Annotated in this window: 21 protein-coding genes and 1 other annotated feature; of the genes, 14 read left to right on the top strand and 7 right to left on the bottom strand. The window is 54.1% G+C overall.

The annotated features are described in order from the left end of the window. Positions 1 to 47: 47 nt before the first annotated feature. From Q7C21_RS17490 to hxpB, 5 genes are all read right to left on the bottom strand, one after another. On the bottom strand, positions 48 to 1,439 hold the full coding sequence (locus tag Q7C21_RS17490; RefSeq protein ID WP_003848346.1) for an L-cystine transporter: 1,392 nt from the start codon (positions 1,437 to 1,439) through the stop codon (positions 48 to 50). Positions 1,440 to 1,590: 151 nt separating this feature from the next. Beyond that, positions 1,591 to 2,181: a metal-dependent hydrolase gene (locus tag Q7C21_RS17495; RefSeq protein WP_375150979.1), complete on the bottom strand. Its 591-nt coding sequence runs from the start codon at positions 2,179 to 2,181 to the stop codon at positions 1,591 to 1,593. A 140-nt stretch (positions 2,182 to 2,321) separates the two neighbouring features. After that, positions 2,322 to 3,083 carry a 2-dehydro-3-deoxy-D-gluconate 5-dehydrogenase KduD gene (gene kduD / locus Q7C21_RS17500; RefSeq protein WP_003848343.1) on the bottom strand — a complete coding sequence of 254 codons (762 nt, stop codon included), beginning with the start codon at positions 3,081 to 3,083 and terminating at the stop codon, positions 2,322 to 2,324. Positions 3,084 to 3,099: 16 nt separating this feature from the next. Then, positions 3,100 to 3,936 carry a 5-dehydro-4-deoxy-D-glucuronate isomerase gene (gene kduI / locus Q7C21_RS17505; protein ID WP_008926179.1) on the bottom strand — a complete coding sequence of 279 codons (837 nt, stop codon included), beginning with the start codon at positions 3,934 to 3,936 and terminating at the stop codon, positions 3,100 to 3,102. 174 nt (positions 3,937 to 4,110) lie between these two features. After that, on the bottom strand, positions 4,111 to 4,779 hold the full coding sequence (hxpB, locus tag Q7C21_RS17510; RefSeq protein WP_182629752.1) for a hexitol phosphatase HxpB: 669 nt from the start codon (positions 4,777 to 4,779) through the stop codon (positions 4,111 to 4,113). A gap of 145 nt (positions 4,780 to 4,924) precedes the next feature. Here hxpB and Q7C21_RS17515 point away from each other — a divergent pair, with 145 nt between their 5' ends. Next, positions 4,925 to 5,461, top strand: coding sequence for a YniB family protein (locus Q7C21_RS17515; protein ID WP_003848337.1), 537 nt, complete (start codon positions 4,925 to 4,927; stop codon positions 5,459 to 5,461). 12 nt (positions 5,462 to 5,473) lie between these two features. Here Q7C21_RS17515 and Q7C21_RS17520 read toward each other — a convergent pair whose 3' ends face one another. Continuing rightward, positions 5,474 to 6,367, bottom strand: coding sequence for a fructosamine kinase family protein (locus Q7C21_RS17520; RefSeq protein WP_375150980.1), 894 nt, complete (start codon positions 6,365 to 6,367; stop codon positions 5,474 to 5,476). 78 nt (positions 6,368 to 6,445) lie between these two features. After that, complete coding sequence (gene ghoS / locus Q7C21_RS17525) at positions 6,446 to 6,766, bottom strand: type V toxin-antitoxin system endoribonuclease antitoxin GhoS (RefSeq protein WP_003848334.1); 321 nt, start codon at positions 6,764 to 6,766, stop codon at positions 6,446 to 6,448. 351 nt (positions 6,767 to 7,117) lie between these two features. Here ghoS and Q7C21_RS17530 point away from each other — a divergent pair, with 351 nt between their 5' ends. The 13 genes from Q7C21_RS17530 (at position 7,118) to Q7C21_RS17590 (ending at position 18,349) form a co-directional block, all read left to right on the top strand. Further along, a complete protein-coding gene (locus tag Q7C21_RS17530; protein WP_003848331.1) occupies positions 7,118 to 7,879 on the top strand; it encodes a YdiY family protein in 762 nt (253 codons plus the stop codon). A 247-nt stretch (positions 7,880 to 8,126) separates the two neighbouring features. Beyond that, positions 8,127 to 10,055 carry a threonine--tRNA ligase gene (gene thrS / locus Q7C21_RS17535; protein WP_078804353.1) on the top strand — a complete coding sequence of 643 codons (1,929 nt, stop codon included), beginning with the start codon at positions 8,127 to 8,129 and terminating at the stop codon, positions 10,053 to 10,055. Between the two features lie 3 nt (positions 10,056 to 10,058). After that, on the top strand, positions 10,059 to 10,610 hold the full coding sequence (gene infC / locus Q7C21_RS17540) for a translation initiation factor IF-3 (RefSeq protein WP_033732471.1): 552 nt from the start codon (positions 10,059 to 10,061) through the stop codon (positions 10,608 to 10,610). 99 nt (positions 10,611 to 10,709) lie between these two features. After that, entirely contained in the window at positions 10,710 to 10,907 is a 198-nt protein-coding gene (gene rpmI / locus Q7C21_RS17545) for a 50S ribosomal protein L35 (RefSeq protein WP_004157374.1), read from the top strand. A 44-nt stretch (positions 10,908 to 10,951) separates the two neighbouring features. Then, on the top strand, positions 10,952 to 11,308 hold the full coding sequence (gene rplT, locus Q7C21_RS17550; RefSeq protein ID WP_003853267.1) for a 50S ribosomal protein L20: 357 nt from the start codon (positions 10,952 to 10,954) through the stop codon (positions 11,306 to 11,308). Between the two features lie 117 nt (positions 11,309 to 11,425). Beyond that, positions 11,426 to 11,551: a sequence feature (Phe leader region), on the top strand. Further along, positions 11,431 to 11,475: a pheST operon leader peptide PheM gene (pheM, locus tag Q7C21_RS17555; RefSeq protein ID WP_106120997.1), complete on the top strand. Its 45-nt coding sequence runs from the start codon at positions 11,431 to 11,433 to the stop codon at positions 11,473 to 11,475. It overlaps the preceding feature by 45 nt. A 71-nt stretch (positions 11,552 to 11,622) precedes the next feature. Continuing rightward, the gene (gene pheS / locus Q7C21_RS17560) at positions 11,623 to 12,606 is read left to right on the top strand and encodes a phenylalanine--tRNA ligase subunit alpha (protein WP_003853264.1); all 984 of its coding nucleotides are present in this window, start codon (positions 11,623 to 11,625) and stop codon (positions 12,604 to 12,606) included. 14 nt (positions 12,607 to 12,620) lie between these two features. After that, positions 12,621 to 15,008 (top strand): phenylalanine--tRNA ligase subunit beta, encoded by a 2,388-nt coding sequence (gene pheT, locus Q7C21_RS17565; RefSeq protein WP_375150981.1) that lies wholly within the window; start codon positions 12,621 to 12,623, stop codon positions 15,006 to 15,008. A gap of 4 nt (positions 15,009 to 15,012) precedes the next feature. Further along, complete coding sequence (gene ihfA, locus Q7C21_RS17570; RefSeq protein ID WP_003853259.1) at positions 15,013 to 15,315, top strand: integration host factor subunit alpha; 303 nt, start codon at positions 15,013 to 15,015, stop codon at positions 15,313 to 15,315. Between the two features lie 178 nt (positions 15,316 to 15,493). Then, positions 15,494 to 16,477, top strand: a complete 984-nt coding sequence (gene btuC / locus Q7C21_RS17575) for a vitamin B12 ABC transporter permease BtuC (RefSeq protein ID WP_039660368.1) — start codon at positions 15,494 to 15,496, stop codon at positions 16,475 to 16,477. Between the two features lie 49 nt (positions 16,478 to 16,526). Further along, complete coding sequence (locus tag Q7C21_RS17580) at positions 16,527 to 17,072, top strand: glutathione peroxidase (RefSeq protein ID WP_375150982.1); 546 nt, start codon at positions 16,527 to 16,529, stop codon at positions 17,070 to 17,072. After that, positions 17,073 to 17,822 (top strand): vitamin B12 ABC transporter ATP-binding protein BtuD, encoded by a 750-nt coding sequence (btuD, locus tag Q7C21_RS17585; protein WP_003853253.1) that lies wholly within the window; start codon positions 17,073 to 17,075, stop codon positions 17,820 to 17,822. A gap of 68 nt (positions 17,823 to 17,890) precedes the next feature. Then, positions 17,891 to 18,349 (top strand): C40 family peptidase, encoded by a 459-nt coding sequence (locus Q7C21_RS17590; protein ID WP_003853251.1) that lies wholly within the window; start codon positions 17,891 to 17,893, stop codon positions 18,347 to 18,349. Positions 18,350 to 18,581 lie beyond the last annotated feature (232 nt).

Below are 18,581 nucleotides of genomic sequence, written 5' to 3' on the forward strand. Positions count from 1 at the left end.
AGAGAGACGGAAAAAACCTGGCGCGGGCGCGCCAGGTTTAAGGCAGATTAACGGTGCGCCAGCTCGGCGTTGTCGTCACTTTCCAGTACGCGTTTATCGGTCATGCCTAACCAGCGGCTGGTCAGGGAACCTGCGGTCATTGAACCGTTGACGTTCAGCGCTGTACGGCCCATATCAATCAGCGGCTCAATGGAGATCAGCAGCGCCACCAGGGTCACCGGCAGGCCCATCGCAGGCAGGACAATCAGTGCAGCAAACGTTGCACCTCCACCAACACCGGCCACACCGGCTGAGCTCAGCGTGACTATCCCAACCAGCGTGGCAATCCACAGTGGATCAAACGGGTTAATCCCGACGGTTGGCGCAACCATCACGGCCAGCATGGTCGGATAAAGACCGGCACAGCCATTCTGGCCGATTGTGGCACCAAAGGATGCCGCGAAGCTGGCAATCGACTCCGGCACGCCAAGACGACGGGTCTGGGTTTCAACGCTCAACGGAATGCTGGCTGCGCTGGAACGGCTGGTGAAGGCGAAGGTGATAACCGGCCACACTTTACGGAAGAAGCGCATTGGGTTGATACCATTAACCGACAGCAGCAGGGCGTGGACACCAAACATGATGGCCAGACCGAGGTATGAGGCGACCACAAAGCTGCCCAGTTTGATGATGTCCTGCAGGTTTGAACCGGCAACCACTTTAGTCATCAGCGCCAGCACACCATACGGCGTCAGCTTCATCACTAAACGCACCAGCTTCATCACCCACGACTGCAGCGTATCGATCGCCACCAGCACGCGCTGACCTTTCACTTCATCATCTTTAAGCAACTGCAGTGCAGCCACACCCAGGAACGCGGCAAAGATCACGACGCTGATGATTGAGGTCGGACTGGCGCCCGTCAGATCGGCAAACGGGTTTTTCGGGATAAAGGAGAGCACCAGCTGCGGCACGGTCAGGTCAGCCACTTTGCCGACATAGTTGCTCTGGATCGCACTGAGACGCGCGGTTTCCTGCACGCCCTGTACCAGACCTTCTGCGCTCAGACCAAACAGGCCGGTGACGAAGACGCCGACCAGTGCTGAGATGGCGGTGGTAAACAGCAGAACGCCGATGGTCAGTACGCTGATTTTTCCCAGCGAAGAGGCGTTATGCAGACGGGCGACCGCACTCAGAATGGAAACGAACACCAGCGGCATGACGACCATCTGCAGCAACTGGACATAGCCATTACCGACGATGTTAAACCAGCTAATCGACTCTTTAACCACTGCGCTGTTTTCGCCGTAGATCAACTGCAACACCAGGCCGAACAGTACGCCGATCACCAGACCGGTCAGCACTTTTTTCGACAGGCTCCAGTTATGACGGCTGAAGCGGGAGAGCAATACCAGCAGCACCACAAAGGCCACGATATTAAGCGTAAGAGGAAGGTCCATGCTGAAACTCCAGAGTAATGCGGCCTTCCGTCATGGGAAGGCCGCATAATGTTAATCACGAATTAAGACAGCAGGAATGGTAACAGCAGGTGCAGAGGGTGCCTTATATCCAAATGGCATGGTTTATAACTAAATGGCGTTTTGCGCGTTTTTATTGCGCAGTATGACTGGAAATTAATCGCCCGACGCCATTTTGTAGCGTATCGAACAGCTGAGATGGCCAGCCGTTTGCACCAAAAGATGGCATCCCTGCCGGGAACCACAGCGCATAGCCTACCAGTCCCAGACACAATGCCCGCTCCAGCTGATTGCCCTTCTGGCTGCGCAGAATCGGCAGGCGGAAGCGCCAGCGGCAGGGCCACAGCAGCGGAACCCCGGCGGGCGTCAGCATATCGGCCACTATATGGCTCAGGTAGCCGAGCGTCAGACCCTGCAGCACATCCGGTGGAATCGGTGACGACTGGGGCAGGTTAATCTGAAAAAGCCATAAACCGGCGGCAATCGCCAGCAGACTGTGGGTAAATCCCCGATGGCCGAACGCCCGTGCTATAGGATGAGAGAGCCAGCTGAGTCGCTGTCCCAGCAGAGATTTAGGATGATCGATGTCGGGCAGCAGACAGGTCAGCAGGGCTGAGGGAACAAGATGCCACCAGTCGGCCTGCGCCAGCACGGGTGTCAGCTCAGCACGCTTGGCAAAAATAGCGCTGGCAATGGCAAAAATGATGTGGCCTTCGCCCGTCATGATAGAACCTGGTTACAAAGAAAGCTGTCGATGCATCCAGTATAGGGATTTATCCAGTAAATGAGAACATGTGACGCTGTAACGAAGCGTGAATTTTATTAATAAAATGGACAGTGCCAGGACACTGCCCGTTGGGGAAATTAACGCGCCAGCCAGCCGCCATCGACGGCCAGGGTGTAGCCGTTGACATAATCAGACGCAGCAGAAGCCATGAAGACTATCGGGCCCATCATGTCATCAGGCACGCCCCAGCGTCCGGCCGGTATCCGGCCCAGGATCTCTTCGCTGCGGGACGCGTCATTTCTCAACTGCTCGGTATTGTTGGTCGCCATGTAGCCAGGTGCGATGGCATTGACGTTAATGCCATGCTTTGCCCACTCGTTTGCCATGAGACGGGTCAGGCCCATCACGGCACTTTTCGAGGCGGTATAAGAGGGCACCCGAATTCCGCCCTGGAAGGAGAGCATGGACGCGATATTGATAATCTTGCCGCCGTGTCCCTGCGCGATAAATTGACGGGCAACCTGCTGAGACAGGAAAAACAGGCTCTTGCTATTGATATTCATCACGTCATCCCAGTCCTGCTCGCTGAAGTCCAGGGCGTCTTCCCGGCGAATAATACCGGCATTATTGACCAGAATGTCAATTTTACCTGCAGCGGCCAGCGCCTGCTCAACCACAGAGGCTACTACGCTGGTCTGCAACAGATCGGCCTGCACCGGCCAGAAGCGGCGACCCAGCGCCTCCACCTTGCTTTGGGTGTCATCCGGGCCGTTACGGTTAACGCCGACAATATCGCAGCCCGCCTGTGCCAGACCCAGCGCCATGCCCTGACCTAAACCGGTGTTGCAGCCGGTTACCATTGCCACTTTACCTTCCAGGCTAAACGTATTCAGTACCATAGTATTTCTCCTCTGCTTAGCGCAGTTCACTGATTTTGACGTGATCCATGTCATCAAAGACCTGATTCTCACCCACCATGCCCCAGATAAAGGTGTAACGCTGGGTACCGACACCGGCGTGAATTGACCAGCTGGGTGAGATCACCGCCTGTTCGTTATGTACCAGCAGATGACGGGTCTGCTGCGGTTGCCCCATCATGTGGAAGACGGCGCTCTCTTCGCTCATATCGAAGTAGAAATAGACTTCCATGCGACGTTCGTGGGTGTGGCAGGGCATGGTGTTCCACAGGCTGCCTTCATCCAGTTTGGTCAAGCCCATGGTGAGCTGACAGGTGGGCAGCACATCCGGCACGATGAATTTATGAATGGTTCGGCGGTTCGAGGTCGCGGCATCGCCCAGCGTGGCGGTAGCCGCCTCCTGCAGCGTGATTTTCCTGTCCGGGAAGGTGCTGTGTGCGGGTGCACTGTTGAAATAGAATTTGGCGGGCTGAGACGGATTCAGACTGCGGAACAGCAGGTTGCGGGCACCTTTGCCGATGTAAAGCGCCTCTTCGTGACCGATTTCCCACGCTTTACCGTCCACTTCCACACGCCCCGGTCCGCCAATATTGATCATGCCCAGCTCGCGGCGCTCGAGGAAATAGCTGACGCCCAGCTGTTTTCCCATTTCATCACCCATCGTCACGGGCGCGTTTACCGGCATGACGCCGCCAATGATGATGCGGTCGATGTGGCTGTAAGTCAGGGCGTAGTCATCGGCAGTGAAAATCGTTTCAATCAGGAACTCACGGCGCAACGCATCGGTGTCGAGTTGTTTAGCGTGATCGCTGTGAATGCTTTGACGAATGTCCATCTCAGGCCTCTCTGCAGGTCAGGTTTTTATGCCCCGAATGGGGACGCTTCGGGCATCTTAGGCAGAGTGGTACTGGAATTCAATAAAAATGAAACGTTGTTTTATTTTATTGCGAGTGAGATCAAGTGAGAAGATTGCCAGGCAAAAAAAAGCCCGCATCAGGCGGGCGGTTCTTCATCCCTGCAGATGCTGCAGGCTGAGCTGTGTCAGAGTATCCAGCCGGACATCCGCCAGCGCCCAGCGAGGGTCGTCACGGTATTCAGCGGCGGGTACCACAATTGACCGCATACGCGCCGCTTTGGTGGCGATCATGCCGTTAAAGGAATCTTCCAGCGTGACACAGTTAAGCGGATCGATTGCCAGGCTGTCGGCTGCGTTGAGATAGACCTGCGGATGAGGCTTACTGTAGGGCAGGGCTTCTGCGGAAGAGAGCACATCGAAATAGTGGCGCAGATTGAACATCTCCAGCACCTGCTCAAGCATCCTGAGCGGTGAGGCTGAGGCAAGGCCGATTTTCAGTCCCTGTTCGCGGCACAGTTGCAGCGCCGTTTCCACGCCTGGCAGCAGGGGCCGCGTCTGATCCACCAGCGTCATCGCACGGGCAATAATACGGTCAGTAACCTCCTGCTGCGAAGGACCCTGCCAGGGCAGTGTTTCGTACCACATCCGTACAGTCTGATCGATGCGCAGACCCAGAGTGTCGGGCATTTCACTGCGACGTGACAGGTCAACATCCAGCGTTGAAAAGATATCCAGCTCAGCCTGATCCCACAGCGGCTCAGAATCGATCAGTAAACCATCCATATCAAACAGGGCGGCGAGGACAGGGCGGTGATACGGCATCAGAGTTCTCCTTATAAAGTCGGCTTTACCTTAACATCATTCTCTGCGGGCGCACTCTCTGCCCGATCGACCACGCTTTATTTGGGAAATTTCACCGTTGGCAGGTAGACTGACGGCAAATTGGATTCCAGGTTCAGGAGATATCATGACCTATCAACAGGCTGGCCGTATCGCCATCCTTAAGCGCGTGGCGGGCTGGGTGCTCTTTTTAGTGGCGCTGATGTCGACCATTATTTCTGTGCTGAGCTTTATGTTTAAGCACAGCGAAAAGCAGCCCGGCATTGATGCCGTTATGCTTGATTTCGTTCATGTCATTGTCGATATGCTGCGCTTCAATACGCCGTTCCTGAACGTTTTCTGGCATAACTCGCCGGTACCCGAATTTAACGGTCAGATGAACCTGGGCTTCTGGCTGATCTACATTCTGATTTTTGTCGGGCTGGCGCTGGAGTCGTCAGGCGCGCGGATGGGACGTCAGGCGCGTCACGTTAAAGAGGGCATTGAGGACCAGATGATTCTGGAACAGGCAAAGGGCCCGGAAGGGCGCACCCGTCAGCAACTGGAAGAGAAGGTGCGCGTCCCCCGCCACACCATCTTCCTGCAGATTTTCCCGCTTTATGTGCTGCCAGTGGTGATTGCGATAGCCGGTTATTTTGCACTGTCGCTGCTGGGTTTTATCTGACGGTAAACCTCGTCAGGCCGGCCTGGCCTGACTGTTGCCGAGTGCATCTTCATCCAGCAACTCGCCAATAGCGAACTGTGCATCGCCAGGCCAGTGCCCGCCAAACACGTTAGCCCGGTTCAGCAGATAGTAAAGCTGATAAACGGGCAGGCGCTGTGAAAACCCATCGGGTAACGGCCACACCGACTGATAACCGTCGTAAATCTGGCGGGGCAGGTCGGGGTACCAGCTTAGCATCGCTAAATCACATTCACGGTCACCCCAGTAGCAGGCGGGATCGAACAGCCAGGGGCCCTGGTCGCTGCTGGCGCAGTTAGCGGGCCAGAGATCGCCATGCAGCAGCGACGGTTGCGGATGATGGGACGCGAGCACCCGCTGCACGGAGGCGATAATCAACTCCGTATCGCCGTACTGAATGCCTTTTTCCGCCGCCAGCTGCAATTGCCAGCCAATGCGCTGTTCGGCAAAAAACACCGACCAGCGCCGCAGCCAGCTGTTAGGTTGTGGCGTGGTGGTAATATTATTGTCGAAATCCAGTCCGAACTGGGTCTGCTCGCTCCACTGGTGCAGGCGAGCCAGTTGCTGTCCCAACTGAAACGCGCTCTGTTCATCCAGCGGCTGTGGCCGGATATATTCCAGCAGCAGAAAGCTCTCCTCACAGTGATGACCCACACCATAGACTTTAGGCACCCGAACTGTGCCGGTGCGCGCCAGCAAGGCCAGCTGATCGGCTTCCCAGGTAAAAAGCGAAAGCATATCGCGGCTGTTACTTTTGACAAAGACGTCATGTTCACCGTAGCGGATATGCCAGGCAGGATGGATATCACCACCCGCAAGGGCGTGACGTTGAGTGATTTCGGCGTTGCCTAACTGCTCGCTTAACAGACGACTAATGGCTGACCACATTGGGCTATCCTCGTTATTCGCTGCGTAAGAACGATTGTATTGCCTAAATATTCACCAAAACGCGCACGATTGCACCTCTTATTCTGGCGCGGAGGTGGCGGGGCGAGAATCCGCCGTGTTGCGCAGATACTCTTCAACGGTCATGACAGTCACTTCAGGTTTCTGACCCAACGCGCTTTCACCGGCCGCCGTAACCTGTTGTCGCAGATCTTCAGCCTCCAGTGAACTGACAATGCCATAGCTGTTCGTTCCCAGCTCATGGGGGTGACCGTCGTTGTCAGTCAGCGTGGTGGTAAAACCGGCGGCGGTCATTGCGCTGGTCAGTTCCAGGATGTCACTCAATCCCGACTCCTGATAATGAAAGGTCACAATGTAGCGGGTTAAATCATTGCTGCTCATGCGGTACCTCCAGGGGAAAAGAAACTGAACTGAGCGTAGACCATGGCGAAAAATCAGGCGAATTATGAAGGAGATGCCGGGTATCGGACGTGACGCACAGCGTAAATCTGTGTAAGGAGCCAGGAGGATGATGAAAAATTCTTCTGCCGTTACGTCTGGCTTTTCATTTGTGCAGCACTATAATGCGCGACGTTAATAAGATGAGTCCCAATTAACAGGGGTTGTCAGGGCAATTCCAGGCATTTTGTGTAAGTTAATAATTTTTTACAAAACTTACCGTAAATTGCATTGAATGCCTGGCAAAACGCTTCAGACTCTCCGTTTTTTAAACAGTCGCACGGATCACATTTAATGAAAGCCTATAACAAGCTGTCTGCTGTTCTTTTGCTCTCCGCCGGAGCTTTTTGTCACCAGGCACTGGCCGATAACGCCGTATTTACATCAATGGATGACCCTTCTACCGCTAAAAAGCCATTTGAAGGTTCTGCTGCTGCGGGATACCTGGCGCAAACCGGTAACACGACCAGCTCATCCACAACGGCCCAGACCAATATGACCTGGTATCAGTCATCTATGGCATACAGCTTGTGGGGTAACGCAGCTAATACCTCTTCAAATGATGAGCGCTCTTCTGAGACCTACAACATTGGTGGTCGTTCACGTTACAACCTTAACTCGTATGACTACCTGTTTGGACAGGCGAGCTGGTTAAGCGATCGTTTCAACGGTTACGATTCACGCGACGTCCTGACTGCCGGTTACGGTCGTCAGATTCTGAATGGCCCGGTACACTCGCTGCGTGCGGAATTCGGTCCGGGCGTACGTTATGATGATTACCACGCCGGTGGCCATGAGACCAAGGCGCTGGGCTATGGCGCAGTCAGCTATCAGTGGCAGCTGACCGATACCACTAAATTCATTCAGGGTGTCTCCGTGCTGAGTACCTTCGGAGAAGACACCACGGTGAACTCCGAAACCGGTCTGCAGGTAGCGATCAACAGCCATTTCGCGCTGAAACTGGCTTACAACGTGAGCTGGAACAACCATCCGGCTGAATCTGCGCCGGATCGTACGGATACCAAAACCTCAATCATGCTCTCTTACGCCATGTAAGCGCATTTTTGCCTGGGGTGTATCCGGCGGCCTGACAGTGTGTCAGGCCGCTTTTTTTTGTCCTCTCCATGGCTTAGGGAAAAGGGGATGGGTTTTTCTCAACGGGGAAAACTGCTATTATCTGCCCCGCACTAAAATCCTGGCGACATTCCGACAATGTGGGTCTGATATCACGCCAGGTCACTCATTCTACATTACATTGCATGTAGGCTTTCGTGTGGCTTACCACTGCAAATAAGGATATGAAATGCCTGTAATTACGCTTCCTGATGGCAGCCAGCGTGTCTTTGACCGCCCCGTCAGTGTGATGGATATTGCGCTGGACATCGGTCCGGGTCTGGCAAAAGCCTGCATCGCTGGCCGCGTTAACGGTGAACTGGTTGATGCTGTCGATCCCATTACCGAAGATGCTGCTGTTGCGATTATTACCGCTAAAGATGAAGCGGGCCTGGAAATCATCCGTCACTCCTGTGCGCACCTGTTAGGGCATGCGATTAAACAGCTGTGGCCGGATACCAAAATGGCGATCGGTCCGGTCATTGATAACGGCTTCTATTATGATGTCGACATCGATCGTACCCTGACTCAGGAAGATATCGACCTGCTGGAAAAACGCATGCATCAGTTGGCTGAAACCAACTACGATGTGGTGAAGAAAAAGGTCAGCTGGCAGGAAGCACGTGACGTCTTTGCGGCGCGCGGCGAAATTTACAAGACCACCATACTTGATGAAAACATCAGCCATGACGATAAACCTGGCCTGTATCATCACGAAGAATATGTCGACATGTGCCGCGGTCCGCACGTGCCGAACATGCGGTTCTGCCATCATTTTAAACTGCAGAAGATCTCCGGTGCCTACTGGCGCGGCGACAGCAGCAACAAAATGCTGCAGCGTATTTATGGCACCGCATGGGCAGACAAAAAGCAGCTGGCAGCCTATCTGCAGCGTCTGGAAGAGGCGGCGAAGCGTGACCATCGTAAGATTGGTAAGCAGCTGGATCTCTACCATATGCAGGAAGAAGCACCAGGCATGGTCTTCTGGCATAATGACGGCTGGACCATCTTCCGCGAACTGGAAGTGTTTGTCCGCAGCAAATTAAAAGAGTACCAGTACCAGGAAGTGAAAGGTCCGTTCATGATGGACCGCGTCCTGTGGGAAAAAACCGGGCACTGGGAAAACTACAAAGAAGCGATGTTCACGACCTCGTCTGAGAACCGTGAATATTGCATCAAACCGATGAACTGTCCTGGGCATGTTCAGATCTTCAATCAGGGTCTGAAATCTTACCGTGACCTGCCATTGCGTATGGCGGAGTTCGGTAGCTGTCACCGTAATGAACCATCAGGTGCGCTGCACGGTCTGATGCGTGTACGTGGCTTTACCCAGGATGACGCGCACGTCTTCTGTACTGAAGAGCAGGTACGTGACGAAGTAAACAGCTGTATCCGCATGGTTTATGACATGTACAGCACCTTCGGCTTTGAAAAGATCGTGGTGAAGTTATCCACCCGTCCTGAGAAGCGCATCGGTACAGATGAAATGTGGGATCGTGCCGAGGAAGACCTGGCTGCCGCGCTGAACGAAAACAATATTGAGTTTGAGTTCCAGCCTGGCGAAGGTGCGTTCTACGGTCCTAAAATTGAGTTCACGTTGTATGATTGCCTTGATCGCGCCTGGCAGTGCGGCACAGTTCAGCTAGACTTCTCCCTGCCAAAACGCCTTGAAGCAACGTATGTGGGTGAAAACAATGATCGTCAGACACCAGTGATGATTCACCGTGCGATTCTGGGATCAATGGAGCGTTTCATCGGTATTCTTACCGAAGAATTTGCCGGTTTCTTCCCAACCTGGCTGGCACCGCTGCAAGTCGTGGTAATGAATATTACCGATGGACAAGCGGAATATGTTGAGTCTTTGACGCGTAAGCTGCAGAATGCTGGCATTCGTGTGAAAGCAGACTTGAGAAATGAGAAGATAGGCTTTAAAATCCGCGAGCACACATTACGTCGCGTCCCTTATATGTTGGTCTGCGGTGATAAAGAGGTGGAAGCTGGCAAAGTTGCCGTTCGCACCCGCCGTGGTAAAGACCTTGGGTCGATGGATGTCGATGTGTTTGTTGCGAAATTGCAACAAGAGGTTCGCAGCCGAAATCTTCAACAATTGGAGGAATAAAGTATTAAAGGCGGAAAACGAGTACTACCTACGCGTCCGAACAAGATTAACAGTGAAATTCGCGCAACTGAAGTGCGCTTAACAGGCATGGATGGCGAGCCGATTGGCATTGTCACATTACGCGAAGCTTTGGAAAAAGCTGAGGAAGCGGGCGGCGACTTAGTCGAAATCAGCCCGAATGCCGAACCGCCGGTCTGCCGTATTATGGATTACGGCAAGTTCCTCTATGAAAAAAGCAAATCTTCTAAGGAACAGAAGAAGAAGCAGAAAGTTATTCAGGTTAAGGAAATCAAATTCCGTCCTGGAACCGATGATGGCGACTATCAGGTCAAACTACGCAACCTGATTCGCTTTCTGGAAGATGGCGATAAAGCCAAAATCACGCTGCGTTTCCGCGGTCGTGAGATGGCGCACCAGCAGATCGGTATGGAAGTGCTTAACCGCGTCCGTAAAGACCTGTGTGAAGATCTGGATTTGGCCATTGTCGAATCCTTCCCTTCGAAGATCGAAGGCCGCCAGATGATCATGGTGCTCGCTCCTAAGAAGAAACAGTAGGCTTTCAAGTAGCAGTAATCGCGCAGCGCTTGCGTTGTGCGATTGTCTGTTCGCCTGTCTGGGTCATGTTATTAACAATGCGAAGTGGATATTTTTAAAATGCCAAAGATTAAAACTGTACGTGGCGCGGCTAAGCGCTTCAAGAAGACCGCTTCTGGCGGCTTCAAGCGTAAACACGCAAACCTGCGTCATATTCTGACTAAAAAATCTACTAAGCGTAAACGTCACCTGCGTCCGAAAGGCATGGTGTCTAAAGGCGATCTGGGTCTGGTTATTGCCTGCCTGCCGTACGCATAAGTAAATTTTTTTCTTTAATTCAGAATATAAAACAGGAGAGCTAAATGGCTCGTGTAAAACGTGGTGTAGTTGCTCGCGCACGTCACAAAAAAATCTTAAAACAAGCTAAAGGCTATTACGGTGCACGTTCACGTGTTTACCGTGTTGCTTTCCAGGCTGTTATCAAAGCTGGTCAGTATGCTTACCGTGACCGTCGTCAGCGTAAGCGTCAGTTCCGTCAGCTGTGGATCGCGCGTATTAACGCAGCGGCACGTCAGAACGGCATGTCATACAGCCGTTTCATCAATGGTCTGAAGAAAGCAGCCATTGAGATTGACCGTAAGATCCTGGCCGACATCGCTGTATTCGACAAAGTGGCATTCTCTGCACTGGTCGAAAAAGCGAAATCAGCCCTGGCGTAAGTCAGATGGAAAAGGGAGCTTGCTCCCTTTTTTATTGCCTGTAACTTACGCAAATGATTGACATTTTAGTCGCTGAGCATTTCAATAGTACCCCTGTATAGCATCACAAGGTAACCGCAAGCATGAATGCTGCTATTTTCCGTTTCTTTTTTTACTTTAGCGCCTGACATTCGGGGGCTTTTGCGCATAAGAGAAGAAACGAAAAATCGCGCTGAAAGCCTCCCTCGTGGAGGCTTTTTTGTTTCTGGCGCTAGCATATTGGACCGGCAGGTCCCAACGAGAACTGACCAGCCTGACTGGAAAAAGAGGAAATTATGTCCCAACTCGCAGAACTGGTGGCCAGCGCCACGGCGGCCATCGACGGGGCGACGGATATCGCCGCCCTTGACGCGGTGCGCGTCGAATACCTGGGTAAGAAAGGACATCTGACACTGCAGATGACCACATTACGCGAGCTGCCAGCCGAAGAGCGTCCTGCAGCGGGCGCTGTTATCAACGAAGCGAAACAGCAGGTCACCGAGCGTCTCAATGCACGCAAAGATGCGCTGGAATCCGCAGTGCTGAACGCCCGTCTTGCGGAAGAGACCATTGATGTTTCTCTGCCGGGCCGTCGTATTGAGAATGGCGGTCTGCATCCGGTGACCCGCACCATGGATCGCATTGAGACTTTCTTCGGTGAGTTAGGCTTTGCTGTCGTGACCGGACCAGAAATTGAAGATGATTATCATAACTTCGATGCACTGAATATTCCTGCCCATCATCCGGCGCGTGCCGATCATGATACCTTCTGGTTCGACGCTACCCGCCTGCTGCGCACCCAGACCTCTGGCGTGCAGATCCGTACTATGCAGGCTCAGCAGCCGCCAATCCGCATTATTGCACCAGGCCGCGTCTACCGTAACGATTACGACCAGACGCATACGCCGATGTTCCATCAGATGGAAGGGCTGATTGTTGATAAAAACATCAGCTTTACCAATCTGAAAGGGACGCTGCACGATTTCCTGAACAACTTCTTCGAAGAAGATTTGCAGATCCGTTTCCGTCCTTCTTACTTCCCATTTACTGAGCCGTCCGCAGAAGTGGACGTGATGGGTAAAAACGGTAAATGGCTCGAAGTGCTGGGATGCGGCATGGTACATCCAAATGTGCTGCGTAATGTCGGCATCGATCCGGAAGTCTATTCCGGCTTCGCCTTTGGTATGGGCATGGAGCGTCTGACCATGTTGCGCTACGGCGTGACCGATCTGCGTGCTTTCTTCGAAAATGATTTACGTTTCCTCAAACAATTTAAGTAAGGGCAGGATATCCAATGAAATTCAGTGAACTCTGGTTACGCGAATGGGTAAATCCAGCCCTGGACAGCGCTGCGCTGTCTGAACAAATCACCATGGCTGGCCTGGAAGTGGACGGCGTTGAGCCGGTTGCGGGTGCGTTTCATGGCGTCGTGGTCGGTGAAGTGGTGGAGTGCGGTCAGCACCCCAATGCCGACAAGCTGCGTGTGACCAAAATCAATGTGGGCGGCGAGCGTCTGCTGGATATCGTCTGTGGCGCGCCGAACTGCCGTCAGGGACTGAAAGTCGCCGTCGCGACCGTGGGTGCCGTGCTGCCAGGTGATTTCAAAATCAAAGCGGCCAAACTGCGTGGCGAGCCGTCTGAAGGTATGCTCTGCTCGTTCTCCGAGCTGGGCATTTCCGACGACCACAACGGCATTATCGAACTGCCTGCCGATGCGCCCATTGGCACCGACATCCGCACATACCTGCAGCTGGATGACAACACCATTGAAATCAGCGTCACGCCTAACCGCGCCGACTGCCTGGGTCTGATCGGTATCGCCCGTGATGTCGCTGTGCTGAACGGTTTACCGCTGAACAAGCCGCAGATGCAGCCGGTCACGGCTACGCTCAACGAGACATTCCCGATCCAGGTTGACGCAACAGAAGCCTGTCCGCGCTATCTGGGCCGCGTAGTGAAAGGGATTAACGTTGCGGCGGCGACGCCACTGTGGATGAAAGAGAAGCTGCGTCGCTGCGGCATTCGCTCAATCGATCCGGTTGTAGACATCACTAACTACGTTCTGCTGGAACTGGGTCAGCCGATGCACGCCTTCGACCTCGACCGCATTGACGGCGGTATCGTGGTGCGCATGGCGAAAGAGGGCGAAAAGCTGACACTGCTGGATGGCACTGAAGCCAGTCTGCAAAGTGATACCTTAGTGATCGCCGATCACCAGAAAGCGCTGGCCATGGCCGGTATTTTTGGTGGCGAACATTCAGGTGTGAACGGCGAAACGCAAAACATCCTGTTCGAGTGCGCATACTTTGACCCGCTTTCTATCACCGGTCGCGCACGTCGTCACGGTCTGCATACCGACGCGTCACATCGCTACGAGCGTGGCGTTGACCCGGCGCTGCAACACACCGCGCTGGAGCGTGCGACCGAGCTGCTGCTGTCAATCTGCGGCGGTGAAGCGGGCCCAGTCATCGATCAGACCCATCAGACAGCACTCCCTGTACCGGCGACGATCACCCTGCGTCGTGAAAAACTGGACCGTCTGATTGGTCACGTCATTGCGGATGATCAGGTCACTGACATCCTGACCCGCCTGGGCTGTGAAGTCACTGTGGGTGAAGGGCAGTGGCAGGCTGTGGCCCCGAGCTGGCGCTTCGATATGGCGATCGAAGAAGACCTGGTCGAAGAAGTGGCGCGTATTTACGGCTACAACAACATTCCGGATGTGCCAGTACAGGCCGGGCTGGTAATGACCCAGCACCGCGAAGCGAACCTGTCGCTGAAACGCGCTAAAAACATGCTGGTGGATAAAGGTTATCAGGAAGCGATTACCTACAGCTTCGTTGATCCAAAAATCCAGCAGCTGCTTCATCCGGGTGAAGAGGCGCTGCTACTGCCAAGCCCGATCTCCAGCGACATGTCGACGATGCGTCTGTCACTCTGGACTGGCTTGCTCAGTGCAGTGGTTTACAACCAGAACCGTCAGCAGAGTCGCGTACGCCTGTTCGAGAGCGGCTTACGTTTTGTACCCGATACCCAGGCGGATTTAGGTATCCGTCAGGATCTTATGCTGGCTGGCGTGATCAGTGGCAACCGCGTTGAAGAGCACTGGGATCTGGCGCGTCAGACCGTTGACTTCTATGATTTGAAAGGCGATTTAGAGTCGCTGCTCGATTTAACCGGCAAACTGGATAACATCAGCTTCCGTGCTGAAGTGAATCCGGCGTTGCATCCAGGACAGAGCGCGGCGATTTATTTGCATGATGAACATATCGGTTTTATCGGCGTGGTTCATCCTGAGCTGGAACGTAAGCTTGATCTTAATGGCCGCACCTTAGTCTTTGAACTGCTTTGGAATAAGGTCGCAGACCGCGTCCTGCCTGACGCGCGCGAGATTTCTCGCTTCCCGGCGAACCGTCGTGATATTGCTGTTGTGGTGGCTGAAAACGTCCCTGCAGCAGATATCATCGCAGAGTGTAAGAAAGTTGGCGTAAATCAGGTAGTTGGCGTAAACTTGTTTGACGTGTACCGCGGTAAGGGCGTTTCTGAGGGCTACAAGAGCCTCGCAATCAGCCTGATTTTGCAGGATACCAGCCGGACACTCGAAGAAGAGGAGATTGCCGCGACCGTTGGCAAATGCGTTGCGGCATTAAAAGAGCGATTCCAGGCAACCTTGAGGGATTGAACCTATGGCGCTTACAAAAGCTGAGATGTCAGAGTACCTGTTTGAGAAACTCGGGTTAAGCAAACGCGATGCCAAAGAGTTAGTGGAGCTGTTTTTCGAAGAGGTTCGCCGCGCTTTGGAAAATGGAGAACAGGTTAAACTGTCTGGGTTTGGTAATTTCGACCTGCGTGACAAAAACCAGCGTCCTGGCAGAAACCCGAAAACGGGTGAAGATATTCCGATTACTGCGCGTCGCGTAGTAACGTTCCGCCCAGGACAGAAGCTGAAAAGCCGCGTAGAGAACGCTACACCCAAAGAGACTGACTGAATTTCAGCGTTTCAAAAAGGCCGCGAAAGCGGCCTTTTTTCATGGTTCCGGCACACAACATCACCGCTCCCCGCGCCGTTAATCGCCACGGCAGGCCTGCGCAAACCGCCTCATCAACCTTTCTTTTTTCTGCAATCTCTCTACAATCAAATCACTGTTTTCTCAGCTAATCCTGCTTATGTCTCTGCTCGACACGTTCGCGCGCCAGTCCGACCAGCGCGGCCAGAAATGGCTGATTGCGCTGGCTCTTACGCTCTGTGCACTGCTCTGTCTCAGCCTCTGTGCCGGAGACAGCTGGATCGCGCCCGCAGCGTGGTTCACCGAGAGCGGCAGACTCTTTGTCTGGCAGTTGCGGTTGCCCCGCAGCCTGGCGGTGGTGCTGGTGGGGGCGTCTCTGGCGATATGCGGTGTGGTGATGCAGGCGCTGTTTACCAATCCGCTGGCAGAGCCTGGCCTCCTTGGCGTCTCGAACGGCGCCGGTATTGGCCTGGTGCTCGGCGTGCTGCTGGGCAGCGGCTCGCTGTGGAGCCTCGGGCTGGCGGCGATGGCCGGTGCGTTGATTATTACGCTGATTCTGCTGCATTTTGCGCATCGTCAGCTTTCGGTCACCCGGCTGTTGCTGACCGGTGTGGCGCTGGGGATTATTTGCAGCGCCATCATGACCTGGGCGGTCTACTTCAGCACCAGTCTCGATCTGCGTCAGTTGATGTACTGGATGATGGGGGGATTCAGCGGAATTGACTGGCGCTATGGCTGGATGATGCTGGCGCTGCTGCCGGTGATGCTGGCCCTGGGAGCGACCGGGCCCATCCTCAATCTGCTGGCGCTGGGCGAGACATCCGCCCGTCAGCTCGGACTGTCCCTCTTTTACTGGCGTAACCTGCTGGTGCTGGCGATGGGCTGGCTGGTGGGTATCAGCGTCGCGATGGCCGGTGCCATTGGTTTTGTCGGGCTGGTCATCCCGCATCTCCTGCGCCTGAGCGGTATCAGCGACCACCGTTATCTGCTGCCGGCCTCGGCGCTGGCGGGCGCGGCGGTGCTTCTGGCCGCCGATATCGTGGCACGTCTGGCGCTGACCTCGGCGGAATTGCCGATAGGTGTCGTGACCGCGACACTGGGCGCGCCGCTGTTTATTATTTTACTGGTGAAATCTTCGCGCTAGCTTCGGCTGGTTATTCTGGATCCACAACAGCATCCACAAAGGAAATAGCATGAACATTTATGATACTGAACTGGTTACGCTCGATGGGGAAAAAACCACGCTGTCACAGTGGCAGGGCAAGGTTCTGCTGGTGGTCAATGTGGCCTCTAAATGTGGTCTGACGCCGCAATATGAAGAGCTGGAAAACCTGCAGAAAGCCTGGCAGGATCAGGGCTTCAGCGTACTCGGTTTCCCCTGCAATCAGTTTCTGGAGCAGGAGCCGGGCAGCAGTGAGGAGATCAAAACCTTCTGCAGCACGACCTATGGCGTCACGTTCCCGATGTTTGCCAAAACCGAGGTCAACGGCGAAGGTCGTCATCCACTCTATGCGCAGATGATCGCGGCCCGTCCTGACGCGGTGCGTCCGGAAGGCAGCGGCTTTTACGAGCGTATGGAGAGTAAAGGCCGCGCGCCGAAAGCGCAGGGCGACATTCTGTGGAATTTCGAAAAATTCCTGATTGGCCGTGACGGCAGCGTGATCCAGCGTTTTGCACCTGATATGACGCCGGAAGACCCAATCATTCTGGAAACCATTAAGCAGGCGCAGGCAAAATAGATGCTGTTACGCCTGCATCAGGCTGCTGTTCCCGGGCGGCTGCTGCCAATGAACGGTGAACTTGCCGCCGGTCAGCTGCTGCACGTGGCAGGCCCGAATGGCGCAGGTAAAAGCACCTTACTGAGTGTGATTGCGGGTCTGCAACCCGCCTCAGGGAGGGTGCTGCTGGATGAAAAGCCGCTGATTGACTGGCGCGGCGCGGCGCTCTCCAGGGTTCGGGGCTGGCTGCCCCAGCAGCAGGCGCCGCTGAGCCAGATGCCGGTCTGGCACTATTTACGTCTGCATCTGAAGCAGGCGGGGTCGCAGTCCGATGTCCGGCTCAGTACGCTGCTGCAACAGCTGCAGCTGCAGGATAAATTAACCCGTTCCCTGACCAGACTCTCCGGCGGTGAATGGCAGCGCGTCAGGCTGGCGGCAGTCTGTGCGCAGATTGATCCTCTCATCAATCCCCACGGGCGATTGTTAATTCTTGATGAGCCAATGACGGCGCTGGATATCGGCCAGCAGAAAGCGGCAGACGATCTGATTGCGGCGCTGTGCGCGGCAGGTATCAGCGTTATCGCCAGTAGTCACGACCTCAATCACAGCCTGCAACACGCCGATCGGGTCTGGCTGATGAACAGGGGACAGGTGGTTGCGCAGGGCGAACCGGCAAAGGTCCTGACGCCGCAGCGCCTGACTCCGCTTTACCAGATAACTTTCCGGCAGATTCAACTCGAAGGACGCACGCTACTGACCGTCCTGCCCTGACACTTGCTACATGGCGGGCTTTACCGCTACATTAAGCCGGTTGTAACTTCTGATAAGGACATTTGGCGATGCGCCTGGGTTTGCTGATTTTAGTTCTGCTGCTGACGGGATGCAGTCATCACGCTCCGCCGATTAATGGCCGTCTTTCCGATTCGATCACTGTGATAGCGGAACTGAACGATCAGCTCGGTCACTGGCGTGGCACGCCTTATCGCTATGGCGGCATGAGTCGTAACGGCGTTGACTGCTCTGGCTTTGTCTATCTGACCTTCCGCGACAAATTTTCGCTACAGCTGCCGCGCACCACCTCAGCCCAAAGCGATATCGGCACCCGAATCAGTAAAGATGAACTGCTGCCAGGCGATCTGGTCTTTTTCAAAACCGGACGTGGCGAAAATGGCCTGCATGTGGGTATTTATGACACCGATAATGCCTTCATCCACGCGTCAACCAGCCAGGGCGTAGTCCGCTCTTCGCTCGACAATGTCTACTGGCGGAAAGTGTTCTGGCAGGCGCGCCGTATTTAAACGCCGTTCGCCAAATCTGACTTAAGTCCAATTTTAAATAGAGCCGAAACAGAGAGTAAAAGCTTTATTTTAAATGACAGTTATTGACTGTGGGTTTTAATAACCAGAATAAATGCTTTTTTTAATTCCACTAATAAGCGGTATTTTATCGCTATTATTTGGCTTAAGCGTGACTGCCTGTTGTCAAACGGCGATGGAAGGGCAAAGAAGTTCGTCTCTTCAATGATTTGGC

The sequence above is a fragment of the Pantoea sp. ANP04 genome (assembly GCF_041982285.1).
In the GTDB taxonomy this organism is placed as follows: Bacteria; Pseudomonadota; Gammaproteobacteria; order Enterobacterales; family Enterobacteriaceae; genus Pantoea; species Pantoea eucalypti.

Coding starts and splice junctions, on each gene's coding strand:
- Q7C21_RS17490 (WP_003848346.1), bottom strand. CDS start 1,439: ATGGACCTTCCTCTTACGCTTAATATCGTGGCCTTTGTGGTGCTGCTG.
- Q7C21_RS17495 (WP_375150979.1), bottom strand. CDS start 2,181: ATGACGGGCGAAGGCCACATCATTTTTGCCATTGCCAGCGCTATTTTT.
- kduD (WP_003848343.1), bottom strand. CDS start 3,083: ATGGTACTGAATACGTTTAGCCTGGAAGGTAAAGTGGCAATGGTAACC.
- kduI (WP_008926179.1), bottom strand. CDS start 3,936: ATGGACATTCGTCAAAGCATTCACAGCGATCACGCTAAACAACTCGAC.
- hxpB (WP_182629752.1), bottom strand. CDS start 4,779: ATGCCGTATCACCGCCCTGTCCTCGCCGCCCTGTTTGATATGGATGGT.
- Q7C21_RS17515 (WP_003848337.1), top strand. CDS start 4,925: ATGACCTATCAACAGGCTGGCCGTATCGCCATCCTTAAGCGCGTGGCG.
- Q7C21_RS17520 (WP_375150980.1), bottom strand. CDS start 6,367: ATGTGGTCAGCCATTAGTCGTCTGTTAAGCGAGCAGTTAGGCAACGCC.
- ghoS (WP_003848334.1), bottom strand. CDS start 6,766: ATGAGCAGCAATGATTTAACCCGCTACATTGTGACCTTTCATTATCAG.
- Q7C21_RS17530 (WP_003848331.1), top strand. CDS start 7,118: ATGAAAGCCTATAACAAGCTGTCTGCTGTTCTTTTGCTCTCCGCCGGA.
- thrS (WP_078804353.1), top strand. CDS start 8,127: ATGCCTGTAATTACGCTTCCTGATGGCAGCCAGCGTGTCTTTGACCGC.
- rpmI (WP_004157374.1), top strand. CDS start 10,710: ATGCCAAAGATTAAAACTGTACGTGGCGCGGCTAAGCGCTTCAAGAAG.
- rplT (WP_003853267.1), top strand. CDS start 10,952: ATGGCTCGTGTAAAACGTGGTGTAGTTGCTCGCGCACGTCACAAAAAA.
- pheS (WP_003853264.1), top strand. CDS start 11,623: ATGTCCCAACTCGCAGAACTGGTGGCCAGCGCCACGGCGGCCATCGAC.
- pheT (WP_375150981.1), top strand. CDS start 12,621: ATGAAATTCAGTGAACTCTGGTTACGCGAATGGGTAAATCCAGCCCTG.
- ihfA (WP_003853259.1), top strand. CDS start 15,013: ATGGCGCTTACAAAAGCTGAGATGTCAGAGTACCTGTTTGAGAAACTC.
- btuC (WP_039660368.1), top strand. CDS start 15,494: ATGTCTCTGCTCGACACGTTCGCGCGCCAGTCCGACCAGCGCGGCCAG.
- Q7C21_RS17580 (WP_375150982.1), top strand. CDS start 16,527: ATGAACATTTATGATACTGAACTGGTTACGCTCGATGGGGAAAAAACC.
- btuD (WP_003853253.1), top strand. CDS start 17,073: ATGCTGTTACGCCTGCATCAGGCTGCTGTTCCCGGGCGGCTGCTGCCA.
- Q7C21_RS17590 (WP_003853251.1), top strand. CDS start 17,891: ATGCGCCTGGGTTTGCTGATTTTAGTTCTGCTGCTGACGGGATGCAGT.